General features: G+C 63.4%; 21 protein-coding genes and 1 pseudogene. 11 read left to right on the top strand and 11 right to left on the bottom strand.

Annotated features, from left to right (window positions below):
* Positions 1-213 precede the first annotated feature (213 nt).
* The 10 genes from kdpF (at position 214) to fahA (ending at position 11,950) form a co-directional block, all read left to right on the top strand.
* On the top strand, positions 214-312 hold the full coding sequence (kdpF, locus tag VIQ49_RS03090) for a K(+)-transporting ATPase subunit F (protein ID WP_331880631.1): 99 nt from the start codon (positions 214-216) through the stop codon (positions 310-312).
* Positions 313-315: 3 nt separating this feature from the next.
* Positions 316-2,001: a potassium-transporting ATPase subunit KdpA gene (gene kdpA, locus VIQ49_RS03085; protein ID WP_331880628.1), complete on the top strand. Its 1,686-nt coding sequence runs from the start codon at positions 316-318 to the stop codon at positions 1,999-2,001.
* Positions 1,998-4,103 (top strand): potassium-transporting ATPase subunit KdpB, encoded by a 2,106-nt coding sequence (kdpB, locus tag VIQ49_RS03080; RefSeq protein WP_331880626.1) that lies wholly within the window; start codon positions 1,998-2,000, stop codon positions 4,101-4,103. Before kdpA ends, kdpB begins: the two co-directional genes overlap by 4 nt.
* Positions 4,104-4,109: 6 nt before the next feature.
* Positions 4,110-4,736, top strand: a complete 627-nt coding sequence (locus VIQ49_RS03075) for a potassium-transporting ATPase subunit C (RefSeq protein WP_331880624.1) — start codon at positions 4,110-4,112, stop codon at positions 4,734-4,736.
* A 12-nt stretch (positions 4,737-4,748) separates the two neighbouring features.
* The gene (locus VIQ49_RS03070) at positions 4,749-7,280 is read left to right on the top strand and encodes a sensor histidine kinase KdpD (RefSeq protein ID WP_331880622.1); all 2,532 of its coding nucleotides are present in this window, start codon (positions 4,749-4,751) and stop codon (positions 7,278-7,280) included.
* Positions 7,277-7,966 carry a response regulator gene (locus VIQ49_RS03065; RefSeq protein WP_331880619.1) on the top strand — a complete coding sequence of 230 codons (690 nt, stop codon included), beginning with the start codon at positions 7,277-7,279 and terminating at the stop codon, positions 7,964-7,966. The genes VIQ49_RS03070 and VIQ49_RS03065 overlap by 4 nt, the downstream gene beginning before the upstream one ends.
* 233 nt (positions 7,967-8,199) lie before the next feature.
* A complete protein-coding gene (locus VIQ49_RS03060; RefSeq protein WP_331880616.1) occupies positions 8,200-8,730 on the top strand; it encodes a hypothetical protein in 531 nt (176 codons plus the stop codon).
* A 78-nt stretch (positions 8,731-8,808) separates the two neighbouring features.
* Entirely contained in the window at positions 8,809-9,429 is a 621-nt protein-coding gene (locus tag VIQ49_RS03055) for a DUF1353 domain-containing protein (protein WP_331880613.1), read from the top strand.
* Between the two features lie 146 nt (positions 9,430-9,575).
* Positions 9,576-10,769: a homogentisate 1,2-dioxygenase gene (locus tag VIQ49_RS03050; RefSeq protein WP_331880610.1), complete on the top strand. Its 1,194-nt coding sequence runs from the start codon at positions 9,576-9,578 to the stop codon at positions 10,767-10,769.
* Entirely contained in the window at positions 10,766-11,950 is a 1,185-nt protein-coding gene (gene fahA / locus VIQ49_RS03045; protein ID WP_331880709.1) for a fumarylacetoacetase, read from the top strand. The genes VIQ49_RS03050 and fahA overlap by 4 nt, the downstream gene beginning before the upstream one ends.
* A gap of 8 nt (positions 11,951-11,958) precedes the next feature.
* Here fahA and hppD read toward each other — a convergent pair whose 3' ends face one another.
* The gene (gene hppD, locus VIQ49_RS03040) at positions 11,959-13,164 is read right to left on the bottom strand and encodes a 4-hydroxyphenylpyruvate dioxygenase (protein WP_331880607.1); all 1,206 of its coding nucleotides are present in this window, start codon (positions 13,162-13,164) and stop codon (positions 11,959-11,961) included.
* Positions 13,165-13,375: 211 nt separating this feature from the next.
* Between hppD and VIQ49_RS03035 the strand changes: the two genes are divergently transcribed.
* Positions 13,376-13,900, top strand: a complete 525-nt coding sequence (locus VIQ49_RS03035; RefSeq protein WP_331880604.1) for an Lrp/AsnC family transcriptional regulator — start codon at positions 13,376-13,378, stop codon at positions 13,898-13,900.
* A gap of 56 nt (positions 13,901-13,956) precedes the next feature.
* Here VIQ49_RS03035 and VIQ49_RS03030 read toward each other — a convergent pair.
* The 10 genes and pseudogenes from VIQ49_RS03030 to VIQ49_RS02985 form a co-directional block, all read right to left on the bottom strand.
* A pseudogene (locus tag VIQ49_RS03030) lies at positions 13,957-14,175 on the bottom strand (oxidoreductase); the annotation flags it as partial.
* A 43-nt stretch (positions 14,176-14,218) separates the two neighbouring features.
* Positions 14,219-14,752 carry a hypothetical protein gene (locus tag VIQ49_RS03025; protein WP_331880601.1) on the bottom strand — a complete coding sequence of 178 codons (534 nt, stop codon included), beginning with the start codon at positions 14,750-14,752 and terminating at the stop codon, positions 14,219-14,221.
* Positions 14,749-15,534 carry a serine/threonine protein kinase gene (locus VIQ49_RS03020; protein WP_331880598.1) on the bottom strand — a complete coding sequence of 262 codons (786 nt, stop codon included), beginning with the start codon at positions 15,532-15,534 and terminating at the stop codon, positions 14,749-14,751. Before VIQ49_RS03020 ends, VIQ49_RS03025 begins: the two co-directional genes overlap by 4 nt.
* 12 nt (positions 15,535-15,546) lie before the next feature.
* The gene (locus tag VIQ49_RS03015) at positions 15,547-16,506 is read right to left on the bottom strand and encodes an MlaD family protein (RefSeq protein WP_331880596.1); all 960 of its coding nucleotides are present in this window, start codon (positions 16,504-16,506) and stop codon (positions 15,547-15,549) included.
* Positions 16,503-17,534 carry an MlaD family protein gene (locus VIQ49_RS03010; RefSeq protein WP_331880594.1) on the bottom strand — a complete coding sequence of 344 codons (1,032 nt, stop codon included), beginning with the start codon at positions 17,532-17,534 and terminating at the stop codon, positions 16,503-16,505. The genes VIQ49_RS03015 and VIQ49_RS03010 overlap by 4 nt, the downstream gene beginning before the upstream one ends.
* Positions 17,534-18,637, bottom strand: coding sequence for an MlaD family protein (locus tag VIQ49_RS03005; RefSeq protein ID WP_331880591.1), 1,104 nt, complete (start codon positions 18,635-18,637; stop codon positions 17,534-17,536). The genes VIQ49_RS03010 and VIQ49_RS03005 overlap by 1 nt, the downstream gene beginning before the upstream one ends.
* Before the next feature lie 11 nt (positions 18,638-18,648).
* Positions 18,649-19,665 (bottom strand): MlaD family protein, encoded by a 1,017-nt coding sequence (locus VIQ49_RS03000; protein WP_331880588.1) that lies wholly within the window; start codon positions 19,663-19,665, stop codon positions 18,649-18,651.
* A complete protein-coding gene (locus VIQ49_RS02995) occupies positions 19,653-20,663 on the bottom strand; it encodes an MlaD family protein (RefSeq protein ID WP_331880585.1) in 1,011 nt (336 codons plus the stop codon). The genes VIQ49_RS03000 and VIQ49_RS02995 overlap by 13 nt, the downstream gene beginning before the upstream one ends.
* Positions 20,660-21,685: an MlaD family protein gene (locus tag VIQ49_RS02990; protein WP_331880582.1), complete on the bottom strand. Its 1,026-nt coding sequence runs from the start codon at positions 21,683-21,685 to the stop codon at positions 20,660-20,662. The genes VIQ49_RS02995 and VIQ49_RS02990 overlap by 4 nt, the downstream gene beginning before the upstream one ends.
* Positions 21,682-22,284, bottom strand: a 603-nt coding sequence (locus VIQ49_RS02985) for an ABC transporter permease (RefSeq protein ID WP_331880580.1), incomplete at its 5' end; no start/stop codon positions are given. The genes VIQ49_RS02990 and VIQ49_RS02985, both read right to left, overlap by 4 nt.

Raw genomic sequence — 22,284 nt, 5'->3', positions numbered from 1 at the left:
TATTGATGCCGGGCGTGGGCGTATGGGTGTCGTTAACGCCGGGGTCAGACGCTGCGATTGCGTCGCATGCTGTGAACACCAGCCGGGTTCGACGGAGTGACCCGGGGTGTTTTCAGGAGTGGACGTGGCAGACTTTTGGTTCGTTCTGGCGATTTTGGGCGGGTTTGCGCTCTGCGCACTCGTCCTTCGCAGTATCGGCGCGAGGACCCGCCGGTGACCGCGGACGGCGCCATCACCGTGGTGTTGGTGGTTGTTGCGGTCGCGGTCGTGCTGTATCTGTTCGCAGCGCTGATCTTCCCCGAAAGGTTCTAGCGCGTGAATACCTCTGTGGCCGCCGCCCTGCAGGTGGGGGTGGTGGTCTTCATTCTCGCTGCGGCCTATGTGCCGTTGGGCGACTACATGGCGCGAGTGTTCTCCGGAGCTCGCGATTGGGCGCCCGAGCGCCTGCTGTACAAACTCGTGCGAGTCGACCCCAAACGCGAGCAAACCTGGACCGGCTATGCGATGGCGGTCATCGCGTTCTCGTTCATGGGTGTCCTGTTTCTGTACCTGCTGCAACGGCTTCAAGGAGTGTTGCCGTGGAGCGACGGCCGCGCGGCCGTGAGTCCGGCGATGGCGTTCAACACCGCCATCTCCTTTGTGGCGAACACCAACTGGCAGTCGTTCTCACCTGAAATGGTGATGAGCAACCTGACCCAGATGCTCGGCCTGGCGGTACAGAACTTCCTCTCTGCTGCAGTCGGACTCGCGGTGGCGATCGCCTTGATCCGTGGAATCATCGCAAGGAAGGGTGACGGTCACCTCGGCAACTTCTGGGTCGACCTGACCCGGGCGACCTTGCGAATCCTGTTGCCCTTGAGCATTGTCATTGCAGTGCTGCTGCTCACGCAGGGCGCCATCCAGTCGTTCAAGAGTGGCTTCGACTTCATCGGCCTCGACGGTTCTTCAGGACGGAGCATCGTGGGACCGTTCGCTTCCCAGGAGGCGATCAAGGAACTGGGCACCAATGGTGGCGGCACCCTGTCGGCGAACGCGGCGCACCCGTTCTCCAATCCGACGCCGCTGAGCAACGTCGTGGAAGTCATTGCACTGCTCATCATTCCGGTGTGTTTGACACGCACGTACGGCACCCTCGTCGGTGATCGACGACAGGGCCTGACGATCCTCGGCGTCATGGCGGTGATCTGGTCGGGAATGCTGGCGGTGGTCTGGGCCTTCGAGTCGCACACCAATGGCGTTGCAGCCGAGGCCGCCGGTGCGATGATGGAAGGCAAAGAACAGCGATTCGGAGTCGCCGGATCGGTACTGTTCGCGGTCTCGACCACCGGAACATCCACCGGTGCAGTCAATTCAGCTCACGATAGCTACTCCGCCGGCGGTGGAGGCGCACTGATCTGGAACATGTTGCTCGGCGAGATCGCACCCGGCGGTGTCGGAACCGGCCTGTACGGCATGCTGGTGCTGGCCATCATCGCCGTGTTCGTGGGCGGCCTGCTGGTCGGCCGCACCCCGCAGTTCCTCGGCAAGAAGATCGGTCAGCAGGAGATCACCATGGCCGCCTTGTCCATCCTGGTGATGCCGGCCCTGGTCCTGATCGGGACTGCGATCACCGTGATCTTGTCCACGACAACGGGTTTCCAGGGCAACAGCGGCGACCCGGGTACCCCGGAATCCATCCACGGATTCTCCGAGGTTCTGTACGCGTACGCATCCGCCGCCAACAACAACGGCAGCGCGTTCGGCGGATTGACCGTCACCAGCGACTGGTTCCAGACTTCTCTGGGATTCGCGATGCTGCTCGGCCGATTCCTGCCGATCATCTTCGTATTGGCGCTTGCCGGATTGCTGGCGACGCAGAAGACAAGGCAGACGACCACGGCGACCCTCCCGACACATGGGCTGCTGTACGGCGGCCTGTTGACCGGCACCGTCCTGTTGGTGGCCGGACTCACCTTCTTCCCGGCGATGGCGCTGGGACCGATAGCAGAGGCACTCTCATGACCACAGGGGTTGCGTCCGACGCTCCTCCGACCGACACCGGACCCGACGAACTCGCGGGCAGCGGGGCATTCGACCTGCGCCAGCTCGTCACTTCGGTGCCGCAGGCACTCCGAAAGCTCAATCCCCGCGACCAGGCTCGCAATCCGGTGATGTTCGTCGTCTACCTCGGGGCAATCATCACCACTGTCCTGGCGTTCTGGCAGCCGTCGTGGTTCTCCTTCGCGGTTGTCTTCTGGCTGTGGTTCACGGTGTTGTTCGCGAACCTGGCCGAAGCGGTTGCCGAGGGACGTGGACGCGCGCAAGCAGCAAGTCTGCGAAAGATCAAACAGGACACCATGGCCCGCCGGATCGATGCAGACGGGAGCATCACGGAGATCTCCGGCGGCGACCTGGTCATCGGTGACCGGATCGTGGTCGAGGCCGGAGAGGTGATCGCCGGCGACGGCGATGTCGTCGAAGGCATCGCCACCGTCGACGAATCGGCGATCACCGGTGAATCGGCTCCGGTGGTCCGCGAATCCGGCGGTGACCGCAGCGCGGTGACCGGTGGCACGGTTGTGTTGTCGGACAAGATCATCGTGAAGATCACCACGTCGCCCGGTGAGTCGTTCGTCGATCGGATGATCGCGCTGGTCGAGGGGGCGTCACGTAAGAAGACCCCCAACGAGATCGCCCTCGACATCCTGCTCGCGAGCCTGACCATCATCTTCCTGCTCGCGGTGGTGGCTGTCGGACCGATGCAGCAATACGCCGGGCAGACCCCGGACGCGGTGAAACTCATCGCGTTGCTGATCTGTTTGATCCCGACAACCATCGGGGCCCTGCTGTCGTCGATCGGCATCGCGGGTATGGACCGGCTGGTGCAGCGCAACGTTCTGGCGATGTCAGGGCGGGCCGTGGAGGCCGCCGGTGACATCGACACCCTTCTGATGGACAAGACCGGCACCATCACCTTCGGCAACCGGCGCGCCACCGCGTTGGTGCCGGCGCCGGGCGTGACAGTGTCCGAACTGGCGCGGGCGGCGTGTCAGTCGAGCCTTGCCGACGACACCCCGGAGGGTCGCAGCATCATCGACCTGTGCCGTGAGGAGTTCGGGCAGGATCCCGAGGCGCTCGAGGCCGCAGATCAGGCAAACCGGGAAGTCGTTCCGTTCACCGCCGAGACCCGCATGTCCGGCATGGACATCACCACCGGAGCCGGACCGCAGAGCATCCGCAAGGGTGCGGCAGACTCGCTGCTGCGCTGGGTCGCAGACTGTGGTGGACACCCGCCTGTCGAGGTATCCGACGAGGTCGACCGGATCTCGTCCGGTGGTGGGACGCCACTGGTCGTGGGTGTCCGGACCAACGGGGGTCCGGCCCAGGTACTGGGCACGATCTCGCTCTCGGATGTGGTCAAACCCGGTATGGCCAAACGGTTTGCACAATTGCGCGAGATGGGTATCCGCACGGTGATGGTCACCGGCGACAACCCCCGGACCGCAGAGGCCATCGCGGCGCAGGCCGGTGTCGACGACTTCGTCGCCGAGGCCACGCCCGAGGACAAGCTCGCGCTGATACGCAAGGAACAGGCCGGTGGCCGGCTGGTCGCGATGACCGGCGACGGCACCAACGATGCCCCCGCGCTGGCGCAAGCCGATGTCGGTCTGGCGATGAACACCGGCACGTCGGCGGCCAAAGAGGCCGGGAACATGGTCGACCTGGATTCGGATCCGACGAAACTGATCGAGGTGGTGGCCATCGGCAAACAGCTGCTGATCACTCGCGGCGCCCTGACCACGTTCTCGCTGGCCAACGATCTCGCGAAGTACTTCGCGATCCTGCCGGCATTGTTCGCGGGGGTCTACCCGCAGCTCGACAAGCTCAACATCATGGGGCTGCACTCGGCGCAGTCGGCCATCGTCTCGGCCGTCATCTTCAACGCACTCATCATCGTGGCACTCATCCCGTTGTCGCTGCGTGGTGTGCGCTATCGGCCGAGTTCTGCGTCGAAACTGTTGGGCCGCAACCTGCTCGTCTACGGACTGGGAGGTGTGATCACGCCGTTCGTCGGAATTTGGCTGATCGACCACGTGGTCCGCCTTCTCCCGGGAATGGGGTAGTTCGATATGAATACTGTGACGGCTTGGCTCCGGCAATGTGTGGTGGGCCTGTCGATTCTGTTGGCGATGACCGTGATTCTGGGTGTCGCGTACCCCGCTGTCGTCTGGGGGATCTCGCGGATCGGCTCGACCTCCGCCGAAGGGTCTGCGGTCACCGACAGCAATGGCTGCGTCGTCGGTTCGAGCCTGATCGGCATCGATCCGCAGGTGCCTGCGGGTGAGGCCGACAAGTATCTGCATGCCCGGGTGCTCGGGTCGAGCGAAGACCCGATGGCCCCGGGTGACCCGTCCGCGTCGGCGGCCGGCAACCAAGGTCCGAACAGCGAGAAGCTCGCCGGCTGGATCGAAACACGCAGACAATTGATCGCGAGCCGGGAAGGTGTGACTCCGGAACAGGTTCCGGTCGATGCCGTGACCGGATCGGGGTCGAGCCTGGACCCGCACATCAGTGAGGCGTACGCGCAGTTGCAGGTGCCGCGGATCGCCCGCGAGAACGGGATCACCGAGGCTCGGGTACGTGAGGTCATCGACGCCAACACCGATGGTCGCCGGCTCGGATTTCTCGGTCAGCCGACGGTGAATGTCCTCCTGGTCAATCTCGGACTGGGCCTGACCGCACCGAGCTGCGGATAGCGTCCACACGGGATGGCACACACTGCCGAGAACCGGGGCACACTCGAGGTCTATCTCGGGTGTGCCCCGGGCGTGGGCAAGACCTACGAAATGCTCGCCAAGGCGCATACGTTGGTCGCCGAGGGCACCGATGTGGTGGTTGCTGTCGTTGAGTCACACGGACGCGTGGCCACCGAGACGATGGCCGAAGGTCTCGAAGCCGTGCCGCGGCATGCGATCGCCTACCGCGGGACGACCCTCGAAGAAATGGACGTCGACGCGGTGCTTGCGCGCAAGCCGCAGGTGGCACTCGTCGATGAACTCGCGCACACCAACGCGCCGGGCTCGCGGAACGCCAAACGCTGGCAGGACATCGAAATGCTGCGTGACGCCGGTATCGATGTCCTGTCGACGATCAACATCCAGCACCTCGAGAGCCTCAACGACGTGGTGCAGCAGATCACCGGGGTGGTGCAACGCGAGACCGTTCCCGATGATGTGGTGCGCAACGCCGACGACATCGAACTCGTCGACATCGCGCCTCAAGCCTTGCGGCAGCGACTTTCGGCCGGCAAGGTGTACGCCGGTGATCGGGTCGGGGGCGCCCTGGCCAACTATTTCCGGCAGGGCAACCTGACGGCGCTGCGGGAACTCGCGTTGCTCTGGCTGGCCGACCAGGTCGACGACAATCTTGCCGATTACCGGGCCGCGCATGCCATCACCGCGACCTGGGAGGCTCGCGAACGGGTGGTGGTCGCCATCACCGGTGGGCCTGAATCGGCGACCCTGTTGCGCCGTGCGAGCCGAATAGCCTCGCGATCGAGCGCGGAATTGATTGTGGTGCACATTGTTCGGGGTGATGGCCTCGCCGGACCGGCGACGGTGGACTTCACCGAACTCTCCGAACTCGCCAAGGGATTCGGAGCTCAGGTCCACACGATTGTCGGCGACGACGTGCCCACTGCACTGCTGGAGTTCGCGCGCGGCGTGAACGCCACACAGCTGGTTCTCGGTACCTCGCGCCGGTCGCGTTGGCAGCGACTTTTCGACGAAGGCGTCGGGACCACGGTGGTCCGAGAATCGGGAAAGATCGACGTGCACATGGTCACCCATGAGGAGACCACAGCGCGAAACCCGTTGGACATCAGACACACCCGGTTCCATCGGCCCCTGAGCTGGGTTTCTGCGGTGCTGGTGCCGTGTGCCGGGGCGGCTTTACTCGGATTGCTCGACCAATGGCTCGGGATCGCCAGTGAATCGGCGCTGTTCCTCCTTGTCGTCCTCGCGGTGTCGATGCTCGGTGGGATCGGTCCGGCAGCGCTGTCAGCGATCGTGTCGGGTTTGCTGCTGAACTATTTCTTCACCTCGCCGCGTTACACGCTCACCATCAACGAACCAGACAATCTCATCACCATCGTCGTGATGCTGATGATCGCCATCGCGGTGGCAGCGCTCGTCGACTCGGCGACCGTTAGGCGGGTGCAGGCCCAACGTGCCACCCGCGACGCCGAATTGATGGCCACGTTCGCCGGAGCGGTATTGAGTGGGGAAGGCCTCGACGGGCTACTGGAACGTGTCCGTGAGACCTATGACCAGGACGCGGTGGCCATCGTCAGGGTCGGCAACCGCGAACCGAACATCATCGAGGGGTCGGTCGGTGGCAATCCGCCGGCCGCGGCCCGTGACGCGGACACGGTATGCCCGGTCGCCGGTGGTGAGTTCGAGATGCTGCTGCGTGGGCCCACACTCGGGGGACGGGACCGCCGGCCACTCACCGCCGTCGCCACCCAGGCCGCGGATGTGGTGGAACGGCGGCAACTCGCCGCCGAAGCCGCCGAGGCGCGGGCATTGGCCGAGACCGATCAACTTCGCAGGGCACTGCTGTCGGCGGTGAGCCACGACCTGCGTACCCCGCTCGCCGCGGTCAAGGCCTCGGTCTCGAGTCTGCGAAGCACCGACGTGACCTTTTCCCCGGGCGACACCGCCGAACTGTTGGCCACCATCGAAGAATCCACCGATCACCTCACCGCCCTGGTCGGAAATCTCCTCGACTCCTCCCGACTCGCCGCCGGTGCGGTGCGTCCGGATCTGCAGATGGCCTACCTGACCGAAATCGTCGACCGGACAACCGCCGGGATCTCGCGACTCGACGCGGACGGCGCGAAACGTCTCGAGGTCGATGTGGACCATTTGCTGGTTCATGCCGATCCGGGCCTGCTGGAACGTGTGCTGGCGAACGTCATCGACAACGCACTCCGCCACAGTGCCACGACGTCACCGATATCGATCACGGCCCGCTTGACCGCCGCCGATCCGCCGCGGGCCATCGTCACCGTCGCAGACCATGGCGCCGGGATACCCGCGGAGGACCGTGACAAGGTGTTCACCGCCTTCCAGCGACTCGGTGATCAGAACGTGGGTATCGGTGTGGGATTGGGACTTTCGGTCGCAGACGGCTTCATGAGAGCCATGGGTGGAACCATCAGGCCGCTGGAGACGCCAGGTGGAGGATTGACGATGGTGATCGACCTACCCACGACTCCGGACGGGCGGAGCGCATCATGACCGGAAAGGTTCGTGTACTGGTCGTCGACGACGAACCGCAGATCCTGCGTACGCTGCGCATCAATCTGAAGGCCCGCGGCTTCGACGTCACCACGGCGTCCACCGGGGCCGGAGCACTCACCGCCGCCGGCAGAACGAACCCGCACGTCGTCGTCCTCGATCTCGGGCTCCCCGACATCGACGGCGTCACCGTGCTGGCGGGCTTGCGTGGATGGACCAACGTCCCGGTCATCGTACTGTCGGCACGCTCCGACGCCTCCGACAAGGTGCTGGCCCTCGATGCCGGCGCCGACGACTACGTCACCAAACCCTTTGGCATGGAGGAGTTCCTGGCGAGGTTACGTGCCGCGGTGCGCCGCGGCAGCGCTGCCGACGAGACGGAGCATCCGGTGGTCGAAACCAGCGCGTTCACGGTTGATCTACGCAGCAAGAAGGTCACACGCGATGGCGTGAACATCCACCTGACGCCGACCGAGTGGGGCATTCTCGAGCTGTTGGTGCGCAATGAAGGCAAACTCATCGGACACTCAGAGATTCTCAACCAGGTCTGGGGCGCTTCGTACGTAACCCAAACCAACTATCTTCGTGTCTATCTCGCAAGTCTACGGCGCAAACTGGAACCTGACCCCACCCATCCGCGCCATCTGCTGACCGAAGCCGGCATGGGGTACCGCTTCGTCAGGTGATCGTCCCACGATCACTCCGGGCGGCCCAGAGCTCGCTGTCGACGCGCCCACTGGATCCGCCGTCGACGAGGTACTTCAAATGCGCTGGACTCTCGGGGCTCGGCGCCCGCCCGATAGATCCGCCAGTTTTGATTGATTTTTATCGCCCAAATATGTTGTCTGAGTGCACGTCTACGAGCAATAGTGGGGTGGTGACACTCTTCGAGTTGATGCCCTCATTGAAAGCGATAACTGTGAACAGATCATTCGACACCCGTTCCTGGGGTCCATCAGTATGCGCACGCGGCGACGACATCGAGGTGGGCGGGCACTCGATTCTGGGCGAATACTCACGTCGAAAGGACGCGTTCTATGTCGACGCCAACGGTATCCCGACCTGCCAACAACTGTGCCCGCTCGACGTGGTGCTGCCGATGCTCGCCGCACGCCTGGTCGCGGTGCGGTGGGATTCGCCGAATCACCTCGAGTGCGCTATCGAGGCATACCTGCCCATCACCGCGGCGGTCACCGACACAGCGTTTCCAGGAGCCTCACTGGCCGGTGGCCGCCTCATCGATATCACCCTGATAGATCAGGGGCAGCACCGACGAACCATCCACGCCGAAGCTCCACCGTCGCTCCGATCGGGAGCACCAATATTGGTTGCACTCAAATCGGTGGAACTGCAGTCAAATACACCGAACTCGAGCGCGGCGGCGGGGGACTGGGCAGCATCGGAGCCGGAGGAGCCTCAGATCAGGTCCGCGATCACCCCGCAACGCTAGTGCCCCGAGCCACGCTAGTCGGTGCGCTGTCGGGCAAACCCCCTGCGCCGGCCCGAGGACGGTGCGAAACTAGAAACCATGTCCTCGACGCCGATCACGGTCCGTCAGTTGACAGCAGCCGAGCGCAAGCTGATCATCGGCACAGACCCGTGGAAGTTCTGGAAGACCATCGACCCGATCGAGTACACCGGCGGACGCGGTGACCATTTCTACATCGAGCCAGGGTTTCGAACTGATTTTGCTTCTGTACCAAGGGTGTTCGCGTGGTTCATACCGCGCTACGGTCGCTACACCCGGGCAGCGATTCTGCACGATCATCTGGCTGCGCGGGCGCGCAACGGGGACTTCCCCTGGCGGGACGCCGATGGAATCTTCCGGCGGGTGATGCGCGAGGACGGCGTCCCGTTCCTGCAGCGCTGGGTGATGTGGGCCGGTGTGCGATGGGGTGCACTGACCGAGTTCCGCGCTGGTGGCCTGCGAGAGTGGTGGCGCGACGCTCCGCTGGTGCTCGCGACGTCGATCGTGGCGTTGCCGGTATTGCTGCTGCCCGCAATCGTTATTGCGTTGTCCTACCTGGTATTTCTCGTCTACGAAACGGTGGCTTGGGTCATTCTGAGTATCGGTCGGCTCGTGAAGAGGAGCACGGCCCGCGAGCCCGAGAAACAGCTGAACCGGCCGCGATTCACAACCCATACCTGAGTTCTGGTCACGCCGGAGATCTCATTCTGCTGGTTGCGAAGACGTAGCGGATGCTTGTGCATCGACAGAGCGCCATGAATAGTTGATCTATGAATCCCCGGGTGTCGGGGCTGACACGGCACCACACTGCTTCGTGAGGAGCCAACGTGGCCTACTACCGTCAACTCGGCGCAATCCCACCAAAGCGACATACCCAGCATCGAGATGACGATGGGCAGTTGTTCTACGAGGAGCTGATGGGGGAGGAGGGCTTCGCGTCGGATTCGTCGCTGCTCTATCACCGTTACATTCCCTCGGCGATCGTAGACGCGACAATCTGGGACCTGCCGGACCTGACCACCACGCCGAATCATCCCCTCAAACCGCGCCACCTGAAGCTGCACACGCTCTTTCCCGTTGACGTCGCTGCTGCCGCCGATGTCGTCACGGGGCGGCGATTGATCCTCGGCAACGCAGATATCCGCATCTCGTACGTGGTGGCTTCGAAAGCGTCGCCGTTGTACCGGAACTCGATAGGCGACGAGATCGTTTTCATCGAATCCGGTTCGGCCACAGTCGAGACCGTGTTCGGTTCGCTGAACGCCACAGGGGGTGACTATGTTCTCATCCCGAGATCGACCACCCACCGGTGGATACCCGAAGGACAGATTCGGGCCTACGTGATGGAGGCCAACAGTCACATCGTGCCGCCGATACGGTACCTGTCGAAGTTCGGTCAGATGTTGGAGCATGCGCCATTTTGCGAGCGAGACCTCCATGGTCCGACCGAGACGATTCTGTGCGACGGGTCTGACGTAGAAGTCCTGGTCAAGCACCGTGGGGCGGCCTCGATCGTAGGCACGCGATACGTCTACGCGAACCACCCGTTCGACGTGATCGGCTGGGACGGATGCTTCTACCCGTACACGTTCAACATCTCGGACTTCGAGCCGATCACCGGCCGGGTCCACCAGCCGCCTCCCGCGCACCAGACATTCGAGGGCGAAAATTTTGTCATCTGCAGCTTTGTGCCCCGCAAGGTGGACTACCACCCGCTGTCGATTCCGGTCCCGTACTACCACTCGAACGTCGACTCGGACGAGATCATGTTCTATGTCGGCGGTGATTACGAAGCGCGCAAGGGGTCCGGTATCGGTCCGGGATCGATCTCGATCCACCCGAGTGGGCATTCCCACGGACCGCAGCCGGGCGCGTACGAACGGAGCATCGGCGTCGAGTTCTTCGACGAACTGGCGGTCATGGTTGACACCTTCCGGCCGCTCGAACTCGGTGAAGGTGCGGCGGCGTGCGAGGACAACAACTATGCGTGGTCGTGGGCAGGACGCGGGCCGAGCGCATGAGTGGTTCCGGCAAGACCGACCTCGACGTCCCCACGGACACTTTGTTCGGCGTCAACAATCTGCCCTACTGCATCTTCTCCACCCTGGAGACCGAGAAGCGCGCCGGTGTGCGGATCGGCGATTCGGTGGTCGATCTGTCGGTTGCCCTCGGTGATGACGTATTCACGAATCCGTCACTGAATCCCTTTATGGCACAGGGCCGCGACCGCTGGGTCGATGTGCGTGCACAGATCGCAGCACTGATTGCTGACGGCGTACCGGTTGGGGCTTTGCACGAGATCGGTGCTGTGGCCCTGCATCTGCCGTTCGAGGTGGCCGACTACGTCGATTTCTACGCCTCCGAGCATCATGCCGCCAATCTCGGCCGGCTGATGCGGCCGGGCTGCGAACCGTTGATGCCCAACTGGAAGCACCTGCCGGTGGGTTATCACGGTCGCGCCGGCACGGTTGTGGTCTCCGGTACCGACATCGTCAGGCCCGCCGGCCAGCGCAAGACTCCATCCCAGCGCGCACCGGACTTCGGTCCCAGTCGCCAGTTGGACATCGAGGCCGAAATGGGCTTCGTCGTGGGAGTTCCATCCGAACACGGAGTCCCGATCACGCCGGATCAATTCGCGGAACACGTCTTTGGCGCGGTCATAGTCAATGACTGGTCGGCACGCGACATCCAGGCCTGGGAATATGTGCCGCTCGGTCCATTCCTCGGGAAGAGCTTCGCGACGTCGGTCTCGCCATGGGTGGTCCCACTGTCGGCACTGGAAGAAGCCAGGATCAACACCCCGGTCCAGGACCCCGAGCCCCTGCCGTACCTCCGCGAAAGCGAATCGTGGGCACTCGACATCGACCTCACCGTCGAATGGAACGGACACGAGGTGTCGCGACCTCCGTACGGTGCGATGTATTGGTCTCCGGCGCAGATGCTTGCGCACATCACCGTCAACGGAGCGTCATCACGTACCGGCGATCTGTTCGCCTCCGGGACGATCTCCGGGCCGGACAAGCAGCAGCGGGGCGCATTCATCGAATTGACCTGGGGAGGAGCCGAACCTGTTGCGGTCGGCGACGAGACCCGTACCTTCCTCGAAGACGGCGACGAGGTCATCATCTCGGCGAGCGCGCCGGGTCCGGACGGGACACGGATCGGTTTCGGCGATGTGCGAGGACGAATTGTCGAGCTGTGACCTGTGCGTCAGAAGTTGCCGCGGGCTTTCTGCTCCCGCTCGATGGCCTCGAAGAGTGCTTTGAAGTTGCCCAATCCGAAACCCAGGGAACCGTGCCGTTCGATGAGTTCGAAGAAGAGCGTAGGGCGGTCGACCACGGGCTTGGTGAAGATCTGCAGCAGGTAACCGTCGTCGTCGCGGTCGACCAGGATGCCACGCTTCTGCAGTGCCTCGATGGGAGCCCTCACCTCACCGATCCGTGCGCGCAGTTCCGGATCCTCATAGTAGGAATCCGGGGTGGCCAGAAATTCGATACCTTCCTCCACCAGGGTGTCCACGGCGGCCAGGATGTCATCGGTGGCGAGCGCGAGGTGCTGCACGCCCGGACCCCGGTAGTACTCCAGGTATTCATCGATCTGTGACCGTTTCTTCGCGATGGCCGGTTCATTGAGCGGGAGCTTCACTCGATGATTCCCATTGGTGACGACCTTGCTCATCAGCGCGGAGTAGTCGGTGGCGATGTCGTCACCGACGAACTCGGCCATGGTGGTGAACCCCATGACCCGGTTGTAGAAGTTCACCCAGCGCTCCATCGCTCCCAACTCGACGTTCCCGACAACATGATCGAGTGCCTGGAAGATTCTCCGGGGTGCACCATCACGCTTCATATACGACGACGTTCGCTCCACGTAACCGGGCAGGTAGCTTCCGGCGTATCCGGAACGATCAACCAGCATGTGCCGAGTGTCTCCGTAGGTGGCGATCGTCGCCAGCCGGACGGTGCCGTTCTCGTCAGATACGTCATGTGGTTCGCGGAGAACTGTTGCCCCCTGTGCACGGGCGTTCGTGATGCACGTGTCGACGTCGGGCACCGACAGCGCGATGTCGACGATTCCGTCTCCGTGCTTGCGCTGGTGCCCGATCAGTTCGCTGGCTGGATCCACCGCACCCTTGATCACGAACCGAACTGCGCCACTTGTGAGTACAAAAGCGTGGTGATCTCGGTTTCCGGTCGACGGGCCGGAGTATGCAACCAGTTCCATCCCGAAGGCCGACTGAAAGAAGTGTGACGTCTGCGTGGCATTTCCAACAATCCAGATCAGCGCGTCCCAGTCGCTGACCGGGAACGGATCGCATCGGCTGTCGTAGTCGACAAGACCGACAAGCCTCCGGAGTTGATCGAGGTCGAGGTCCACCGCATGTTCTGCGTTGTCGAGGCGGTATTCGATGCTCATCAGGGGCCTTTCCGGGTACATCGCTGTGCAGGGCGAGGCTTGGTCGGTGATCGATCGATTCAGTTCCCGAGCGCCCTGCAAACAGGTAACCTCCCGGACCGTATTCTGGTCAATCGACACGCAATCATCTAGTCATGCTGGTGAGAATCGGTGGCGCTGGTCGGTCATTGCTATACAATCTGTATATCTCTGCGGGTTCCACGAAGGGGGCATGATGTTTCCTGAAGCAACAGTCCTCGATGAGTTGGACTTTGCGTTGCTGGACGCAATGCACGAATACCCTCGGGCGGGCGCGCTGGAGCTGTCGCGACAGCTGAGCGTCGCCCGCGCAACCGTCCAGGCGCGCCTTCGCAGGCTCGAAGAGTCCGGGGTGATTGCGGGGTACGAGCCGACGATCGGCCTTGCTGCTGCAGGATTCGGAGTCCAAGCGTTTGTGACACTGGAGATCGCGCAGGGTGACCTGGACAGTGTGACCATCGAATTGGCTTCGATACTAGGTGTTTTGGAGGCGTACGCCACCACTGGTGCGGGGGATGTGCTCTGTCGTATCGCTGCAGCATCGCACGACGGCCTTCAGGCCACGTTGATCGAGCTCAACCGGTCCACGGTCGTGACCCGCTCGACAAGCGTCATCGCACTGTCGGTGATCATTCCGCTGCGGACCATGCCGCTGATGAAGACCCTGGTTCCAACCCGGGATACGAAGGCTCCTGCCTTTCGGAAGACTCGACCGTGAATCCGAGATCAGGAGCCATGCGATCCCGACACTGGGGGAGTGTGGATACCCTTGGCTCAGACTGCGGTCAGTTGTGTTGAAGGCTCGTACTTTTCCCGATGGATATGGCGGGGCGGCATACGTCGCCGTTTGAGTGCCTTGACGCCTGCTTCAACCATCGCCGGTGGTCCGCAGAGGTAGGCGGAGTAGTTCTTGCATGATGCGATGTCCTCGACCAGGGCGTCGCCGATGTAACCGATGCGCCCGGACCACTGCTGGCGGCTCAGGCACGGCACCGGTGAATGCGATTCCTGAACTGAACTCGCCCAGACAAGGTGTTCACGCGGCTCGTCCAGTCGAGGTCCTCGGCCGTAGGTCTTCTGAGTGCTCGGCATGGGGCACCAGCAGTATCCCGAGAACGCAAGCCGTTGCCAGGCAACACAATGTCGCCCACGGCCAGGAACTCAGCTGTACGGAATCGGAGTTGATGTCCGCCGATCCGGCCAGCGCGGCGAGGGAGTGCTGCTCGTCGCCGGTGAACCACAGCACGGTCGCGATTCCCATGGCAGAGAGGGTAATTGTCAGATAGCCCGCCCATGCGGGGCGGTAGGACGGGCTCACACACCACAGCGCGAGAGCGCTGAGCGCACACGCGAGCGTCAGGAGTACCACCCCTGCAGTCGTGCTGAGACCGCTGGCGTGGATGGTCTCGGAGGCACCTGCTCTGTCGACTTCGGCACGCGAGATGTCGGCCGTCGACGGAACGGGCGATCCCTCGGCGCGTACCCAGGTCATCGATACCGTCACGGCTGTCAGCGCCGCGACCCCCAGCAGCGCGATCGACCGCCGGCTCAACGCACCGGGCTCGATCACGGGGTCGGTGGGACCGTGGGTGCAGCCGGTGGTGCGGGTGTGGTCGGGGCCAGGTCTGGTGTGCCGTCACCCGTCGATCCGTCCTGTGCGGTTCCCGCGATTCCGGCTACGTCGGTGATGAGCCAATCGTCGTCGCGGTCGAGCGTGATGGTGTATGGCGTAATCGTGTTGAGCCCGGCTGGATTCTGTGTGCTCGTCATCTGTGTGGAGACGAAGACCTGAACGACGTACTGTCGGTCGGATCGGATGTCGACCGTGGTGGCGGCAATCAGGGTGGCCGTCTGCGACCACTGGACTTCCTGGATGAGCGGGGTCAACGTCGTGACTGCGACGTCGAATCTGGAGTTCAGTTCTTCCGCGGTACCCTGCTTCAGGCCGGCTGACCATGGTTTCAGGTCCTCGTAGCTGAATGTCGCTGCGCCGACCGCATATTGCCCGGCGATCGTCTCGGCGGTCTCGGTGTTCTTGTTGAGTTGCTGTAGCGAGGAGAGTTCGTCGGATCGGCGATCGAACAGTACCGCGAAGACGATTGTGGCCACCAATGCCACCACGCACAGGAGTGAGACACCGGCGACCACGGGGTGCTTGCGCGGGTTTACATATTCTCTGAAGTGTTCACTCTTGGTGGGCTTTTGGAGGGGCTCGCTCGTGGGGTTCCCGGGCGCGGATGCCGAGGCGGCTGCCTTGTCGTCGACGGTCGCTTCGCCGGTGCTCGTCGCGGTGGGAGCCTCCGAATCCGCAGCGCTGGTGGTCTGGGCGCTGTCCGATGTGTTTGTTGTCATGTTCCTATCCGTTCAGTTCGGTAGCTTCACGTTGAGTCGCAGGCTGTCACCCGGCAACGCCGGCATTGCCTGCTCGATCAAGGTGGAGATGTTCAATGTCCCCAGGAGTGACCCCGACCGCTGCGCCGCCGGGACGAGGACCTCGGCGATGCTGCCGATCGCCGGTACGGTCTTCGACGACAGGACGGCTGCACGGTCCAGCGTCGGCTTCCAGCGCTCACGGATCAGTTGACCACCATTGGTGAAGTCGGCGAACGGCTTCACCTGGGTGATCACATCTCGCAATGCTTCACCGGCATAGATCAACTCGGGTTCGGTCGCACGCAACGACGAACCGACCCATTCCCCGTTCTGCAGCATGGTGGTGCTGCTCCCGATGATCTTCACCAACGCCGGCTGCGAGTAGATCATCGTCGCGGCCAGAAGCTGCGCAGCAGGTGTCAACCGCTCGACCGGCTCTTCGAGACCGGACAGGGCGGTCGAGATCGTCTCCACCAAGCTGTTCACCAAAGTCGGATCCACTTGGTCGAGCAATGTCTGCGTAGAACCGAGAAGCTCCGGCACCGAGGCCGGTACCTCGACGACAGCGGCGACCAGGCGCTGGCCGCTGGTGATGGTCGGACCGTTGTCCCCGGGCTCGGGAGTCAGGAAGACCCCGGACTCGCCGAGCATCGACTGGTTCTCGATGACGAGCTTGGTGTCGGCCGGGATCGCATAGCCGGCGTCATACGCGATCTCGATCTCGATGTCGTTCTCACCGGAGTACGACACCGACTTCACATCGCCGATCGGTACCCCGCGGAGCAGGACCGCAGATCCCGCGTGGAGCCCGTTGGATTTCGGGGCGGTGATGGTGACGGTGGTCTGGTCGCTGACGACGTTCAGCTTGAGAACGCCGAACGTCAGATAGACGAACGAGACGATCAGCACCGCCACTGTCGCGACGATCGAGACCAGGAAACGGACCTTCAACGCAGGGCTCCGATCATCCGTAGCACCGAGGTGACCGATCGGGTGACGTCGGTGTCGTCGCCGTTCACGGTCAGAGCGTCGACCGAGACCGCGCCATTGGTCAGGAACGGACCGATCTTGGTCTGGGCGACGTCGATCAGGTTGCCGAGGTTGCCGTTGATCTGCGTGGAGCTCGTCGAATAGGTACGCAAGAGCGGGACCAGCTCGTCCAGGAACGGATTGAGCTCAGCCAATCGTGGTGTCAGCCAATTGAGGCCAAAGGCCAGTGCTCCCGATCCGGCAACCAGCTTGAAACCTTCATTGACCGAATCGAATACGGCGATCAAGCCCTTTTGTCCGGCCGGGCCCATGGAGTATCCGAGCGCCTCCGGGTCGCGTGCCACCTCGGTGGTGGCGTCCTGCAGGCTGCTGATGATCGAGTTGAGTTCGTCTGTTCCGCGTGCGAGGTCCTGGATGTCCTCCGCTCCCACGCGGGCCGCGGCCGGCAGGTTGCCTCCAGGGACGTCGACGGAGTCGTTCACCTCGCGGATCGCGTCCTGCACTCGCAGGATCGAGCCGCCGGACATGAAGTCGGCGAGGTTGGTGATGATGTCCTCGATCTGCGGGCCGGGATCGGTGTCCTGCAGTGGAATCGTGTCCCCGTCACCGAGATTGGCGTTGGTCTGATCGGGCGGGGGAGTGAGCGCGACATAGATGTCGCCCAGCAACGTCGACTGACGCAATTCCGCTGTGGAGCCGACCGGGACCTGCGCCTGTTCGTCGATGCCGAGCCGCAGTCGGGCGGCCTCGGGGATCAGGTCGATGGACTCCAACGTCCCGATCTGGGCTCCACGCAATAGAACCCGCGCGCCGAGTGGCAGGTTGACCACGGATACGAAGTCGACGTAGAGCACCCGACTGTCCGATGAGGACGTCATCAATCGTGGAATGACGTTGGCCGGGTTGACACCACGTCCCGCGGTCACCACGACAAGTGCCACAACGACCGCGCAGACGCACAGCGCCCAGCTGATCCCACGGCGCACCATCAACGGATTCCCCCCTGTACGGCACTGGTCACCAGGGCAGACAGGTCGACGGCCGCAGCCCGCGGAGATCGCGGGTCGCAGCTGCCCGGGGCACTCTGATTCATCAGCGTGCACAGCGCCGAACTGTTGGGCGTGCCGGCCACGACTTTCGGTGACCGGTAGGTGATCTGAAAGGCCTCCGCCCGATGGTTGACCGATGTCGACAGACCCGTGGCAATTCCTGGCAAGTTCTCGATGATCGCCTTGAGGTCGTCTACTCGGGACAGTGCGACGTCGATGATCGGCGTCGCGGCCTCGCTCAAGTCGAGGACAGGAGGCAGTACGTTGCCCAGCAGGTCGTCGAGCCCGGGGCCCGCCTCACCCAGACCCTCGAAGATGTACACGAAGTCCCGGAACAATGCCCCCATCAACTCTGTGAGGTCGGCGGAGTTCTTGCCGATGTCGCGAATGGAGTCCCAGTTGTCGTCGGCGATAGCGGTCAGCACCGCGAGGTTGTCGAAGATCTTGCGCATCTGTGACAGGAACTCGTTCGGATCGGCCATGAACCCCGAGAGGTTCCTGATGGTTTTGTTGATGTCGTCGCCGGTGCCCTCGAACTGCTCTCCGGCCGCATCGAGGAGATCGCCGATCGGAGCGTCCGAATCGGCTCCCGTGCCGCCGATCTCGTCGAACATCGTGGTGAACGTCTGGAACGCCGCACTGACCGAGATCGGCGTGAACGTGTCGGCCAGGTCGACACAGTCGTCGTCGGCCAGCTCCGACCCGCCTCTGGCCTCGGCGTCGACGAGTTCGAGCCGACGGTCTGCCAGGACCGAGTTGTTCACGGCGACCACCTTGAGATCCGAGCTCAGCGGCCGGCTCTCGATGTCCATGCCGATCTCGACATGATCGCCCTCGGCCGACACCGAACTGACCGTGCCTACTTTCACTCCGCGGATGTTCACCGCGTTACCGACATACAGCCCGGCGGAGTCGGCCAGCTCGGCACACAACGCCCGCTCTTGACTGCCCGATGTCTTCGCATAGGCCAGACCTGCAACGGACATCACCGCGACCACGACTACGGCGATCACCAGAGCCGTCCAGCGTCCTTGCAGCTTCACCGTCGGCGACCTCAACATTGGCGACCCGCTATCGGGATACAGATCTCGGTGTTGTCGACGACCTGGTCGCCGAAGTCCAGATCCGCACCGTTCGGACCGAGGACGCCGGCGAGATTGTCGGCGATGCCACGCAGCGAGGTGATCGTCTCGTCCATCCGCTGCGCCATCGCCTGGGTGTCGTCGGCGGCACCGATGAGCTCGGTCAGCGGCGGCTTGATCCTGGTCATGTAGGGCTCACCGAAGATGTCGCCGACGTACAGCACCATGTCCGCCAGCGCGGCGTAGGTGACCATGCCGCGGTCCTTGTAGCCGACCATGACCGGCAGCACCGCACGGATGCGCCGGATCATCTCCTGGAGCGTCTCGCGATGGGCCACCAATTCGGTGGTGTACTCGTCGCCGATGGCGGCCACGCCTCTGATCTGGTCCTGTTGCTGGTTGATCAGTGAGGTCAGCTTCTCGACGTCGGACATGATGCCCCGCACTGCACCCGGCGCCGCGTCGAGACTGTCGGTCACCGACACCGACACCTTGCGGAGGGTCTGGGCGTCGATGTCGTCGACCGTGTGGGCCGCCGCGTCGAGCACCTGCGCGGTCGAGTACGGCACCGTCGTGCGATCGATGGGGATCACGTTGTTGCCCAAGGGTTTGCCGCCGGCGGGGACCAGGGCCACGTAGGCGCCGCCGACCACGGTCAGCATCCGAACCTCCAGCGAGGTCTGGTCGCCGATGAACACCGACGACTCCACCGACAGCTTCACCTCGACCTTGTCCTCCGCCAGTGTCACCTCGGACACCGACCCTGCCGGGATGCCGGCGACGCGCACCTCCGTGCCCGCGCTGATACCCCCGCTCTCAGACATCTCCGCGCGGTACTCCACCCGGCCGGGTGGGTTGATGTAGAAGACCGAGACCACCGCCACCAACACCGCGACGACAACCACAACACCTACCGCCCACAACATCTCGGCTCGCCGCGGGACTTCGTCTCGCGCCGCGAAGTCCTGGATTTGTTTCAGGCCTTGCACAGCGTCAGCCTCCCGCCGCCGAGTAGTACGTCGCCCATGGCGGGCAGGGGGGCCTCGCCGCGGGAACAGCCGGCGTCGAAACTGAATGCGCCTCCCATGGCGTTGATGTTCGCGAGCATGGTCGGAATGGACTCCAAGGCGGTGGTGAGTTGCTGCGTATCGGGTATCAGCTCCATCAGCCGTCCGGACACGTTGTCGTGACCGCCCAGGCCGAGGTCGAAGGTCTTGGTCATGAGCTCGACGATCGGGGGAAAGACCTTGGCACCTTCACCGAAGGCACCCTTGAGCAGTTCGAGATTGACCTCGAGCGTGTCGAACAACGTTCCGAGGCTTTCCATGAGTGTCTTGATCATCGCCGATTTGCCTTGCAGCTCAGCCGAGATGACACCGAGGTTGTTCACGATGATCCGGATCATGGCGCTTTTGTCCGTTGCGAATTGAGTGAGCCGCTCGACGTCGCCGAGCACGTCGCCGACCCCGACACCGCCTTCGCCCTGGATCAGGGCGAGCATGTTGGACGCGAAGGTGTTGAACACCGCCGGATCTGCGCCCTGCAGAATCGGCCGGAGCCCGTTGAACAACGTGGTGATGTCGAACGATCCGGTGGTCTTGGTCGCCGGGATCGTCGTGCCCGAAACAACTGCGGGTGCATCGCTCGGGACCTTGGTGACCGCAAGGTACCGCTGTCCGACGAGATTTTGGAAGCGGATGGCCAATTCGTCTGTGTCCGTGAGCCTGTCCTGTTTGCGCACGGTGAACTTCACCAGCGCGACCCCCGACGACAACAGTTCGACGTCGAGGACCTTGCCGACCTGCACACCGCGGACGCGGACGTCGGCGTTGTTGTGCAGACCGAAGGCGTCGGAGAACTCGGCCTGATAGGTCTCGACCGAACCGTCGACCGGTCGGTTGATGGCCTGAACGATTGTGTAGACCGCCAGAATGACAACCGCCAGGACGAGTAGCAGTCGCTTGGTCGCCGCTCCAGCGCTTCTCACGAGCCCTCCTCGGTTCCGGCCAACAGCCGTCCCAGCGGCGTGGAGACGCCCGGGACGATGTCCAGATTTGCCTCGACCGACAACACCGTCTTGCCCGTCTTTGGATCGGTCTGGAACGCACCGCCTGCATGGTCGATGAGCTCGCCGAGCTGGGCGGCGGTCACCCCGCTGAGGGCACCGGTCAGCGGGGTGGTGAAGGCGTTGACGAGGTCGAGCGTCGCGCCGAGACCGCTGATGCCGTTGAACAAGGTGCCCAGTCCGGTGAACAGGCTGCCGATGTCGCCGATCATGGACGACACGCGATTGGTGTATCCCTCGTCGGCCAAGAGCGGGTTGGTCAGCACGATCTGTAGGGCCGAGACTCCGCCGGCGCCTGCGGAGCCGATACCACTGACGGCGTCGGCCGCCGTCGGCAGCAGTGTCGAGAGCCGCGCGGTTTGGCCGCGCTCGAGGGTCTGCAGGGCGATCGTCGCGGAGGTCAGGAACGGCGCCAGCCGGACGGTGGTGTCGCTGACCTGGTGCAGCAGTCGGCTCAACTCTGGCGTCAGGACGGGGATCGTGAACGCGCCGGCGCTGCGAACGGTGGCGGTGACGGTGTAGTCCGAAGGCGCTTGTGACAACGTGATGACGCTGCCCTGCGACACGTGCGTACCCCGGCCAGTGGGGACCAACCGCAATGCGTCGGAGCCGAACAGGTTGCGGGACACGAAGCTGACCGCAGCGTCCTGGGTCAGTTCGCCCGCCTGCGACTTCGTGACGCACACGTCCACCGTGGTCGTGTCGCGATGTGAGATGTCGATCCCGCATACCGAACCGACCGTCTCACCGCGAACATCAACCGGCAGACCGTTCTGGATTCCGTCGGGCAGGGACGGCGCCACGATGGAGAACTTGACCATCTCGTCGCTCTTCGAGAAGGGCTGAACGACCAGCAGGACGATCAATCCGACGGCGAGGGCGACGGCGATGAGTCCGCGGACACGGAGCTTGGCCGCGGACGGTTCACGAGGATTCGTCGTCATGCGAAATTGAGTCCTGAGTTCAGTCCCCAGAAGACGAGGGACAAGGCCATATCGGTGGTGACGATGAGGACGAGGCTGGCCCGGATCGCTCGGCCCGAGGCGATTCCGACGCCTTCCGGACCGCCGGAGGCGAAGAAGCCGTAGTAGGTGTGCGCGATGATCACCACGATGGCGAACACGACCACCTTGATCGTCGAATAGATGACATCGATCGGGTTGAGGAACGCTTCGACGTAGTGGTCGTAAGCGCCGGTCGACTGCCCGTAGAGGGTGCCCACCACGAGCCGTGAGGCGAGGTAGGCCAGACAGAGTGACATCAGATAGAACGGCACGATCGCGAGCACCCCGGCGATCACTCGCGTACCGACAACAAACGGGATCGGCCGGATCGCCTGCGCCTCGAGGGCGTCGATCTCTTCCGAGATGCGCATCGAGCCGATCTCGGCGGTCATGCGGCATCCGGCCTGGGCGGCGAAGCCGACGGCGGCGATGATAGGCGCCATCTCTCGCGTGGCCGCATAGCCGGTGATGAGACCCGACATGGGTCCGAGGTTGAGCGACGACAGGCTTGTGACACCCAGGATCCCGATCATGCCGCC

It is taken from the genome of Williamsia sp. (assembly GCF_036566845.1).
Classification (GTDB): Bacteria; Actinomycetota; Actinomycetes; order Mycobacteriales; family Mycobacteriaceae; genus Williamsia.
Note: the sequence above shows the minus strand (reverse complement) of the source record. Positions and strands in the feature narration are given on the sequence as shown.